Source organism: Pseudomonas sp. 1121_17, assembly GCF_052850745.1.
In genome coordinates, this window is sequence record NZ_VXCX01000022.1 from 20488 (window position 1) to 31626 (window position 11139).

Annotated in this window: 10 protein-coding genes; 5 read left to right on the forward strand and 5 right to left on the reverse strand. The window is 62.6% G+C overall.

The genetic code is table 11. The annotated features are described in order from the left end of the window. Window positions 1-40 precede the first annotated feature (40 nt). The 5 genes from FW789_RS23910 to FW789_RS23930 are packed head-to-tail and all read left to right on the forward strand — an operon-like array spanning window position 41 to window position 4765. Window positions 41-1012 (forward strand): TRAP transporter substrate-binding protein, encoded by a 972-nt coding sequence (locus tag FW789_RS23910; protein WP_150570951.1) that lies wholly within the window; start codon window positions 41-43, stop codon window positions 1010-1012. 60 nt (window positions 1013-1072) lie between these two features. Next, window positions 1073-1600: a TRAP transporter small permease gene (locus FW789_RS23915; protein WP_103438308.1), complete on the forward strand. Its 528-nt coding sequence runs from the start codon at window positions 1073-1075 to the stop codon at window positions 1598-1600. Continuing rightward, entirely contained in the window at window positions 1601-2881 is a 1281-nt protein-coding gene (locus FW789_RS23920) for a TRAP transporter large permease (protein WP_181089952.1), read from the forward strand. It begins immediately after the preceding gene. 55 nt (window positions 2882-2936) lie between these two features. Further along, entirely contained in the window at window positions 2937-3863 is a 927-nt protein-coding gene (locus tag FW789_RS23925; RefSeq protein WP_340613096.1) for a DMT family transporter, read from the forward strand. Window positions 3864-3892: 29 nt separating this feature from the next. After that, complete coding sequence (locus tag FW789_RS23930) at window positions 3893-4765, forward strand: aldose 1-epimerase (RefSeq protein WP_103438309.1); 873 nt, start codon at window positions 3893-3895, stop codon at window positions 4763-4765. On the opposite strand, the gene FW789_RS23935 is transcribed toward FW789_RS23930, so the two are convergent. The 5 genes from FW789_RS23935 to FW789_RS23955 all read right to left on the reverse strand — a co-directional run bounded on the left by FW789_RS23935 (window position 4758) and on the right by FW789_RS23955 (window position 10897). Beyond that, window positions 4758-5657: a LysR family transcriptional regulator gene (locus tag FW789_RS23935; protein WP_207073942.1), complete on the reverse strand. Its 900-nt coding sequence runs from the start codon at window positions 5655-5657 to the stop codon at window positions 4758-4760. The genes FW789_RS23930 and FW789_RS23935 overlap by 8 nt on opposite strands. A 69-nt stretch (window positions 5658-5726) precedes the next feature. Further along, window positions 5727-7757 carry a pyridoxamine 5'-phosphate oxidase family protein gene (locus FW789_RS23940; RefSeq protein ID WP_446432134.1) on the reverse strand — a complete coding sequence of 677 codons (2031 nt, stop codon included), beginning with the start codon at window positions 7755-7757 and terminating at the stop codon, window positions 5727-5729. A 30-nt stretch (window positions 7758-7787) separates the two neighbouring features. Further along, complete coding sequence (locus FW789_RS23945; protein ID WP_446432135.1) at window positions 7788-8417, reverse strand: glutathione S-transferase family protein; 630 nt, start codon at window positions 8415-8417, stop codon at window positions 7788-7790. Window positions 8418-8561: 144 nt separating this feature from the next. Then, a complete protein-coding gene (locus FW789_RS23950; protein WP_150570957.1) occupies window positions 8562-9116 on the reverse strand; it encodes a UPF0149 family protein in 555 nt (184 codons plus the stop codon). A gap of 137 nt (window positions 9117-9253) precedes the next feature. Beyond that, window positions 9254-10897 carry an acetolactate synthase large subunit gene (locus FW789_RS23955; RefSeq protein ID WP_101321786.1) on the reverse strand — a complete coding sequence of 548 codons (1644 nt, stop codon included), beginning with the start codon at window positions 10895-10897 and terminating at the stop codon, window positions 9254-9256. Window positions 10898-11139: the final 242 nt, after the last annotated feature.

The following is an 11139-nucleotide window of genomic DNA, read 5'->3' on the forward strand; positions in this document are numbered from 1 at the left end:
CCGTGCGATACCCAAATAATAACAACACTGGAGCGTCACCATGGTCTTCAAACGCAAGCTGCTTCTGGCCGTACTCCCGTTGGCGATCAGCCTCTCCGGCACCGCCTCGGCGCTGGATATCAAGTTCGCCGAGATCCATCCGGCCGGCTACCCGACCGTAGTTGCCGAGCAGAACATGGGTAAAAAACTCGAAGCCGCCAGCAATGGCGAGATCACCTTCAAGATGTTCGCCGGTGGCGTGCTCGGCTCGGAGAAGGAAGTCATCGAGCAGGCGCAGATCGGCGCGGTGCAGATGACCCGGGTCAGCCTCGGTATCGTCGGCCCGGTGGTGCCGGATGTGAACGTGTTCAACATGCCGTTCGTGTTCCGCGATCACGAGCACATGCGCAAGATCATCGATGGCGAGATCGGCCAGGAGATCCTCGACAAGATCACCAATTCCGAATTCAACCTGGTCGCCCTGGCCTGGATGGATGGCGGCACGCGCAGCATCTACACGAAAAAACCAGTGCGCAAGATCGAAGACCTCAAGGGCATGAAGATCCGTGTGCAGGGTAACCCGCTGTTCATCGACATGATGAACGCGATGGGCGGCAACGGCATTGCCATGGACACCGGCGAGATCTTCAGCGCCTTGCAGACCGGGGTGATCGACGGCGCGGAAAACAACCCGCCGACCCTGCTCGAGCACAACCACTACCAGAGCGCCAAGTACTTCACCCTGACCGGCCATCTGATCCTGCCTGAGCCGGTGGTGATGTCCAAGACCACCTGGGAAAAGCTTACGCCTGAGCAGCAGACCCTGGTGAAGAAAGTTGCCCGTGAAGCGCAGATGGAAGAGCGTGCGTTGTGGGACGCCAAGTCGGCCGCCAGTGAAGAGAAGCTCAAGGCTGCCGGGGTGGAGTTCATCGTGGTCGACAAAAAGCCGTTCTTCGACGCCACTGCGCCAGTGCGGGAAAAGTACGGCGCGCAATACGCCGATCTGATGAAGCGTATCGCCGAAGTCCAGTGACCTGCGGCCCTCCCCAGCTAGATGCGGCTGCACGGCTACGTGCAGCCTCGGTGGTGCTTTATGAAAACACTTGTGTTGCGTGTCAACGATACCTTGTACAGCGGTTGCATCTGGGTGGCGGGGCTGTCGATCCTGACCATGACGCTGATCATTCCCTGGGGCATTTTCGCCCGTTACGTGCTCGGCAGCGGTTCGAGCTGGCCGGAGCCGGTGGCGATCCTGCTGATGGTGGTGTTCGCATTTATCGGCGCGGCCGCCAGCTATCGGGCGGGTGCGCACATGGCCGTGACCACGGTCACCGATCGCCTGCCACCGGCACAGCGCAAGGCAGCGGCACTGCTGGTGCAGGTGCTGATGCTGCTGGTCTGCGCGTTCATGACCTTCTATGGCATCAAGCTGTGCGTGACTACCTGGAACCAGTTTCTCGCCACCCTGCCGTCGATTCGTGTGGGCATGGCCTACGCGCCGATCCCGGTCGGCGGGGCGATCACTCTGCTGTTCGTGCTGGAAAAACTCTTCTACGGCGATCAGAGCCATCGCCAGGTAATGCGCTTCGATGTCGTCGAAGAAAGCGAAGGAGCGGCATAAATGGATGCGTTCATTTTGTTGGGCAGCTTCATCGCCCTGATCCTGCTGGGCATGCCGGTGGCATATGCGTTGGGCCTGGCCGCTCTGGTCGGGGCCTGGTGGATCGATATTCCACTGCAGGCAATGATGATTCAGGTTGCCAGCGGGGTTAACAAGTTCTCGCTGCTGGCGATTCCGTTCTTCGTGCTGGCCGGTGCAATCATGGCCGAGGGTGGCATGTCGCGGCGGCTGGTGGCGTTTGCCGGGGTGCTGGTGGGGTTTGTCCGTGGCGGCCTGTCGCTGGTCAATATCACCGCCTCGACCTTCTTTGGCGCGATCTCCGGTTCGTCGGTGGCCGACACCGCATCGGTCGGTTCGGTGCTGATCCCGGAGATGGAGCGCAAGGGCTATCCGCGTGAGTTCTCCACGGCGGTGACCATCAGCGGCTCGGTGCAGGCACTGCTGACTCCGCCCAGCCACAACTCGGTGCTGTACTCGCTGGCGGCCGGCGGCACGGTATCGATTGCCTCGCTGTTCATGGCCGGGGTCATGCCAGGGCTGTTGATGAGTGCGGTGTTGATGGGCCTGTGCCTGATCTTCGCAAAGCGCCGCAACTACCCCAAGGGTGAGGTGATCCCGCTGCGCCAGGCGCTGAAAATCGCCGGTGAAGCGCTGTGGGGCTTGATGGCGATGGTGATCATCCTCGGCGGCATTCTGTCCGGGGTGTTCACCGCGACCGAGTCGGCGGCGATTGCCGTGGTCTGGTCATTCTTCGTGACCATGTTCATCTACCGCGATTACAAGTGGCGCGACCTGCCGAAGTTGATGCACCGCACGGTGCGGACAATCTCGATCGTGATGATCCTGATCGGCTTTGCCGCAAGCTTTGGCTACGTGATGACGCTGATGCAGATCCCGTCGAAGATCACCACGCTGTTCCTGACCCTGTCGGACAACCGTTACGTGATCCTCATGTGCATCAACTTCATGCTGCTGCTGTTGGGCACGGTGATGGACATGGCGCCGCTGATCCTGATCCTGACGCCGATCTTGCTGCCGGTGATCACTGGCATCGGCGTCGACCCGGTGCATTTCGGCATGATCATGCTGGTCAACCTGGGTATCGGTCTGATCACGCCGCCGGTGGGCGCGGTGCTGTTCGTTGGCTCGGCCATCGGCAAGGTCAGCATCGAGGCGACGGTCAAGGCAATGCTGCCGTTCTATGTGGCGCTGTTCCTGGTGCTGATGGCAGTGACCTACATCCCGGCTATCTCGCTGTGGCTGCCGAGCGTGGTGCTGTAACTGTGACAGGCGGGCCTGCGGGCCCGCCCTCCCCCCTGCAAACGGATTTGTGCACATGGCTGTCGCCTCCTCTTCGAATACCTCACTCTTCCCGCGCAAGCTGGCGGTGGCGCTGTTAGCGCTGCTGGCTTGTGCCTTTGCCGGTAACCACATCGCCGCGCGGATCGCGTTTGATAACGACACAGGCGTGTTGCTGGCGATTCTGTGTCGCTCGGGCATCACCCTGCTGGCGTTGGCGGCGCTGGTGCTGTGGCAGCGGCAGTCGCTAGGGCTGCCATCCGGCTCGCGGCGCTGGCAACTGCTGCTGGGCCTGCTGATTGCCACCCAGAGCCTGTGCCTGTACTCGGCGGTGGCGCGGATCCCGGTGGCGCTGGCGCTGCTGGTCGGCAACACCTTCCCGATTCTGCTGGCGCTGCTCAGCTGGGCCCTCGGCGGACCGCGACCGACCCGGCGCACCGTACTGCTGATGGGACTGATTCTGCTCGGTCTGGTGCTGGCGCTGGATGTGCCGTCACGCCTGGCCGACAGCGCTGAGGCCAACCCGGACTGGACCCTCGGCGTTAGCCTCGCCTTCTGCGCTGCCTGTGTGTTTGCCTGTGCGTTGTGGATCACCGATCACAAGCTGGCCGGCGTACGCGGGCCGGTGCGTAGCTTGCTGACCCTGATGATCGTGTTCGCCAGCATGCTGGTGGCCGGGGTCGGCGGCTGGGTGCCGGCGGGCTTGTCGCTGCCCAGCAGCAGCGCCGGCTGGATCGCTCTGGCCAGCCTGGTGGTGCTGTATGGCGTGGCGTTTACTCTGCTGTTCGTCTGCGTGCCGCGGCTGAACATGGCGCAGAACGCGCCGGTAATGAATATCGAGCCGATTGCCACGCTGTTGCTGGCCTGGGCCTTGCTCGATCAACGCTTGAGCAGCATTCAGTTGATCGGCGGCGCGGTGGTGGTCTGCGGGATTGTGCTGCTGACCTATCGGCGCTCGGCCTGATCACCGTGTTTGCATCTGGAGCTCGCTGAATGGCTTTATTCGAACTGCATCTTGAAGACCGTCTGACCCGCATGAGCCTGGCCCCGGAGCTGGGTGCCAGCCTGGTCAACTGGCAGGTCAAGGACAGTGGCCAGGCGTTGCTGCGCCATAGCGATCAAGCGGCGCTGGACAGCGCTACGCCAAGGCGCCTGGGTTGTTATCCGCTGGTGCCGTGGTCCAACCGCATCGACAGCGGTGGCTTTGCCCGCCCTGATGGCTGGCTGGCATTGGCCGCCAACACCGAGCACTCGCCCTACGCGATCCATGGCAGTGCCTGGCAGCAGCCTTGGGTGGTTACCCATCAAGGCACTGATCATGCTTGCCTGACGCTGGACAGCGAGCTGCCTTTCGCCTATCGGGCGGTATTGCATGTCAGCCTCGACGAGGGCTGCCTGAGCCTGGATCTGCAGGTTACGCATCTGGATGAATTGCCCTGCTGGCATGGGCTTGGGTTACACCCGTACTTGCCTCGCCATACTGACACCTTGCTGCTGGCACCGGCGCGTCAGGTATGGGTAGGCAATGAGGGTTGCTTGCCATCGCGCCAGGTTGAAATCCCGCCCGAATGGCGCTTCGGGCAGTTGAATGAGCTGCCAACGACAGTTGTCGATCACGCCTTCAGCGGCTGGCAGGGCGAGTGCACCATTGTCCAGCCGGCAGCCGGCTATGAATTACGCTGCAGCGCCAGCGGAGCCGACCATTACCTGTTGTTCTGTCCGCAGGACCAGCCGTTCTTCTGCTTCGAGCCGGTCAGCCATCCGATCAATGCGCACCATTTGCCTGGGCGCCCAGGCTTGCGCCTCCTGCACAAAGGCGAGCACGTCAGCCTGGGTTTCAGAATGCAGTATCAAGCGCTCAATTGAGGTAGTGGTGCGCACGCAGGTTACTCGCCAGCCGGTCGATGAACGCCCGCACCTTGGTCGAGCCATATTTGCTTTCGCGGTGCAGCACATGGATCGGCCACGGCGCTTGCTCGTAATCCTCGAGCACCACCTGCAAGCGCCCCGCCGCCAGCTCCGCTGCCACTTGATACGACAGCAGCCGCGCGATGCCCAGACCTGCCGTGGCGGCGACGATTGCCGCGTCGTTGCTGGTCACCGTCAGCCGGGGCTTGATCCGCACCTGCACAGGTGCCTGCTCAGCGCCAAACATCCAGTCCAATCGCGGTGACACGCCGCTGGCCGCGATCATCGTATGCTCGGCCAGCTCGGTGGGATGCTGCGGTGTGCCGTGGCGCTGTAGATACTCAGGCGAAGCGCACAACAACCGGCGCACCTGGCCGACGCGCACAGCCTTCAGCCCCGAATCGGGTAATGGCCCGATGCGCACGGCAACGTCCATGCCCTCCTCCACCAGATTGACCACCCGATCGAGAAAGTAGGCGGACACGTCCACCTCAGGGTAAGCCTGCAAGTAGTCAACGATGCAGGGCATGACAAAGGCTTTACCGAACAGCAGTGGCGCGGTCACCGACAGATTGCCTTTGGGTGCGGCGTTGATCCCGGCCGCCGCCTCGTTGGCCTCGTGGATACTGGCGAGGATATTGCGACTGTCTTCCAGGTAGCGGCTACCGGCCTCGGTCAGGCGCACATTGCGCGTGGTGCGCTGCAGCAGCTTGACCCCGAGCGCCTCTTCCAGGGCACTGACTGCCCGCGTCACTGCCGCCGGCGACAGGCCGAGCTTGCGCGCCGCTGCGGCAAAGCTTTCCAGCTCACCCACCGCAATCAGCACCTTCATTAGATGGATCTGATCCATGCCCCGCCCCCGTATCAATCCTGCTGCGATTATTCCCGGGGCGGGCGGCTGATCACAAGGGCGCATCGATCAAAGATCCAGCACCAGCGGCTGGCCGCCGTCATCTGCCGGTACAGCGCAGCAGATCAGCACGCTGCCGCTCTCGGGCAGCTCGGCGGGCGGCTGCGGGTAATGCACCTGGCCGCTGACGATGCGCGTCTTGCAGGTGCCGCAGGAACCGCCACGGCAACTGAACTCCGGCGTCAGCCCGCGACGCTCGGCCAGCTCCAGCAGGCTGCCGGAGCCAGGCGTCCAGCGCGCCTCCTTGGCCGAGCCGGCAAAATGCACCGGTACCGGCTGATTGGCTGCAGGTGGCTGCTGCAGCGCAGGCTGAGCACCGTCGCCGTGACGGGTCAGCGTCGACGGGCCAAAGGTCTCGGCATGGATGCGCGCGTCCGTCACGCTCAACCGGCGCAGGCCATCATAAATAGCCTGGGTGAAGCTGGCCGGGCCGCAAACGTAGAAGTCGTAGTCATCCAACGCCAGGCGCGCTTTGATCTGCTCGATGCCCAGCCGACCGGCCATCTCGAAGTCCTGGCCAAGTACCGCTTGAGCTTCGGGCTGGCTGAGCGCTCGGTATAGGTGCAGGCGATCACCGGCCTGCTGTTGCAATGCACTCAGTTCCTGGCCAAATGGCAGCTCGGCCAGGCTACGGGCGCCCTGGAACAGATAGATCGGCCGCCTTGCACTGAGCGCCAGCTGCTCGCGCAGCATCGCCAGCAGCGGTGTAATGCCGACCCCTGCCGCAATCAGCACCAATGGCCGCTCGCTGCTGCTGTCGAGCTTGAAGCTGCCCATCGGCTGGCGCACGTGCAGCACATCGCCGACGCCCACCTGCTCATGTAGATAGCGCGACGCTGCGCCCTGCTGCTTGACGCTGATGCGCAGGTAGCCGTCCGACGGCGCGCTGGACAGGCTGTAGGTGCGGATCACGGTGGATTGCGCGTCAAGCGGCAAGCGCAGTGGGATGTGCTGCCCAGGCGCAAAGGTTATCGCTGAGCCGTCTGCGGGTTGCAAATAGAACGAGCGGATATCACGACTCTCCTGCTCGACCCTGCTCACTCGCCAGCCGAGCCAGTCCTGCTGGCGCTGAGCCTGTTGCAGGCGTTGCTGTGCTTCAGCCCAGGTGCCAGTGGCCAGGCTGGTGGGCGCATAGGTCTCGAAGTCCCAGCGCAGCGACACTGCCGCGGGGCGTCGTACTACCTGCTCGACCTCCAGTACCCACAGCCGCTCGGCACCTTCGAATGCCTCCGTCAGCGGGCTGTCCAGCAGCAACTCGGTGCGCCCTGACAGCTGCAGCACGTCGCCACTGGCAAAATCCACGAACAGCAAGCCGGCGCGTGGATTGACCAGTAGATTGCCCAGGGTATTGAAGTGCAGGTTGCCAGCGTAGTCCGGGATGGTCAGGCGATTGCCCTCGACCTTGACGAAGCCGGCCCGCCCGCCACGGTGGGAAACATCCACCGAACGCTGACCGTCGGCATGCTCGACATAGCTGGCGACGAACAAAGTGTCGGCGGCTTCGATCAGCGCTGTGGCCCATGCGTCCAGCGAGGTTGCGTCCTCGCGGGGCTGCGCGCCCCCTTCGACACGCCGGTAGTTGCGCAGCTGAATATATTGTGGGCAATTGCCGAAGGCGTGCTCGACCTGCACGTCAATTTGACCAGCTAGCGCCGTTTGAATCACGCCATTGATACGGTTGCGCCGACGCGTGTGCAGCTCGATGCCGAGCATGCCAATCGCCTGCCCGACGGCCAGCCCAGCGGCGGCTGGATCATCCTTGGCAAGCTTGGCGGTCAGGCGCAACTGACGCGGATCAGGCGAACTGACAAAGCCGTCCGCCCCTTCGATCAAAGTCGCCCAGGGCCGGCCCTGAGGGTCAACGCTGGCGGCAATCATGAACGGCAGTTGCTGGTAGAACTGGCGGTGTTGGTCGGGCATGTAGTCACGAATGACCTTCTGCCCGAACACTGCCATCCGCTCGGCGACGCCGGCTTTTTCCTGCAAGGCTCTCTCGCCGGCGTGCCAGGGCGAGCCCGGATCATGGGATTGCGTGTGCATGACGGCGTCCCTCGGAGGGCGTGGGCCAGATCAGTCGGCGCTGTGCAGGCCGGCGGCAGTGCGCGGCATGGCGACAAAGCCGGACAGCGCTTCGATGCGGGCCAGCCAAGCGCGGACGTTGCCGTACGGCTCCAGCGACACGTTGCCCTCAGGCGCGTGGGCAATGTAGGAGTAGTTGGCGACGTCGGCGATGGTTGGGCTGGTGCCGGTCAGGAAGGGTTGTGTGGCCAACTCCTGGTCGATCACGGCGAGCAGGTTGTGCGCCCTGCCGATCACTTCGTCCGCGTTGAACGAAGCGCCGAAGACCGTAATCAATCGCGCGGCAGCGGGGCCAAAGGCCAAGGGGCCGGCGGCAACCGACAGCCAGCGCTGCACCTTCGCCGCGGCCAGAGGTTGCTCAGGCAGCCAGTTACCCTGATCGTAGGTCTTGGCCAGGTATACGAGGATGGCGTTGGAGTCGGCGATGACCGTGCCGTTGTCGTCGATCACCGGGACCTGGCCGAACGGGTTGATGGCGAGAAACGCGGGCTGCTTGTGCTCGCCCTTGGCCAGGTCGACGAAGATCAGTTCAGTCGGCAGGCCGAGCAACGACAGCATCAGCTCGATGCGGTGGGCATGACCGGACTTGGGAAAGTTGTAGAGCTTGATAGGGGCTGGCATGGTCCTGACTCCGTGGTGGGTGGATGACGCAGACAATCCTGCGCCCATCCGCCAGCCAATAGAATCAGTGCCCGTGACAATCCATAATTTCGCCAGGCGAAATAACCGTTCAGTTGGTCACGCGCCTGCCGCACACCTTGGGCATTAGTGGCGATGTTGCTTCTGGTAGCGATACAAGCCACGCGCGGCGTCGATCACCAGTGGCACGCAGGCCTGAAGTTCATCGAAACTCATGGAGTCGAGCAGTTCGAAGTTGTCTTCCAGGCCATGCAAGGAAATGGCCTTGAGCAAGGCGTCCTGCTCTGGGGGCAGCTCGCCCCACTGCGCGACTTGCGTGCCGCGCATGTAGCCGAAGCACCACTCTTCCAGAATGATCGCTACGCCCTCTTCGCCTTCACTCTCTTCGAACAACGGCTCGAAGTCATCCAGCTGTTCGGCCAACTCCGCGGCTACGTCGTTGCAATAGCGCAACATCAGCGCGGTGTAGGCTTCTTCATGGGCTGGACGCTTGAACTTCGGCACCTTGCCGCCGCTGACTGCCGGCAACCACTGCTCAGGGTTGACCTTGACCGGGGAACTGGCCAGTGCGGTGAAAAAGCCATTGAGCTCGGCCAGGTTCAGCACCGAGAAATCGTTGCCGTAGGTGATCAACAAATCTTCGAGGCGGGCGAGTTCTTTTTCTTCAAGACGGGGCAACATGGTTCGGTGGATTCCTGCACTACGGGATATGCAGGCACCCTAGCATAGCTAGCCGGCTTTGGTGGCAGGTTGCAGTGTGTGCCGCCACAGCCGGCGTCGCTCAGTACTGACCCAGATGCTCCTGATTGACCTAAGCGTTACACCGCCAGCGCGCGCTCACGCAGCTCGCTGTTGAGGATGCGGTCGTTCTCGCTGTAGTCGACCGGGCAGTCGATCACGTGCACGCCTGGGGTCTTGATGCAGTGTTCGAGCAGCGGCAGGAAGCCTTCGGCGCTTTCTACGCGGTGGCCATTGGCACCGTAGGCTTCGGCGTATTTGACGAAGTCGGGGTTGCCGTAGTCCAGGCCGTAGTCGGTGAAGCCCATGTTGGCCTGCTTCCAGCGGATCATGCCGTAGCCGTCGTCACGCAGGATCACCACGGTGATGTGCATGCCCAGGCGTACTGCGGTTTCCAGCTCCTGGCTGTTCATCATGAAGCCACCGTCGCCGCACACGGAAATCACCGGGCGGTCCGGGTAGACCAGGTGCGAGGCCATCGCCGATGGCAGGCCGGCACCCATGGTTGCCAGGGCGTTGTCGAGCAAGACGGTGTTGGGCTTATGCGCCTTGTAGTTGCGGGCAAACCAGATCTTGTAGATACCGTTGTCGAGGGCAACGATGCCTTCGGACGGCAGCGCGCGACGGATGTCGGCGACCAGGCGCTGCGGGTATACCGGGAAGCGGTCGTCGTCGGCGCCTTCGGCGATCTGTGCTTCGTTGGCCTCGCGAATGGTCAGCAGACGGGTGAAGTCCCAGTGACTGGTATCGGTCAAGGCTTCGCCGATCTGCCAGACGGCGTTGGCGATGTCACCGATCACTTCGATCTGCGGGAAGTACACCGCATCGACTTCGGCAGAGCGGAAATTGATGTGGATGACCTCGGTGCCGCCACGGACCATGAAGAACGGTGGCTTCTCAATGACGTCGTGGCCGATGTTGATGATCAGGTCGGCAGCTTCGACGGCGCGATGGACAAAGTCGCCCGACGACAGCGCGGCGTTGCCGAGGAAACGTGGGTGGCGCTCATCGACCACGCCTTTGCCCATCTGAGTGGTGATGAACGGGATGCCGGTCTTGTCGATCAGTTGCTTGAGGACCTTGGCGGTCATCTTGCGGTTGGCACCGGCGCCGATCACCAGGATCGGGCTGCGCGCGTTCTGCAGCTTCTCGACAGCGGCTTCGACGGCCTTGTGCTCGGCCAGCGGACGGCGGCTCAGGCTTGGCGGGATCGGCATGCTGTCGGTTTGCTCTGCAGCGATGTCTTCTGGCAGCTCAAGGTGCACAGCGCCCGGCTTTTCTTCTTCCGCCAAGCGGAAGGCTTCACGCATGCGTGCTGGGATGTTGTCGGCCGAGGCGAACTGATGGGTGTACTTGGTGATGGGTGCCATCATGCCGCACACATCGATGATCTGGAAGCGGCCCTGTTTGGACTTCTTGATCGGCTTTTGGCCGGTGATCATCATCATCGGCATACCGCCCAGGTAGGCGTAGGCACTGGCGGTCACCAGGTTGGTCGCGCCTGGGCCGAGGGTCGACAGGCTGACGCCGGTCTTGCCGGTCAGACGGCCATAGGTGGCGGCCATGAAGCCTGCGGATTGCTCGTGGCGAGTCAGTACCAGCTTGATCTTCGACTTGCGCAGGGATTCGAGCAGGTCGAGGTTTTCCTCACCAGGGATGCCGAATACATACTCGACACCTTCGTTTTCCAGGCATTGCACAACGACATCGGCGGCCTTAGCCATCTTGCTTGTTACCTCAAGTAATTGGACGCCGGGACGTCCAGGACGGTCAGCACAGGGGTGCTGAAAGAGTCTTTGCACAGGCGCAAGGTGCCCGTGGGTTAAGTCTTGACGTTGAGGGTGCAGGGGAAAGTCACGTCATCAAAGTGCAATATTGTCGCACCTTCGAGGTGGGGGATGTCGAGGGGTTTGGCAGGGAGGTAGATTTGGGTGCCAGATGCAGCCGCAGATTTCCGGATCCCGGA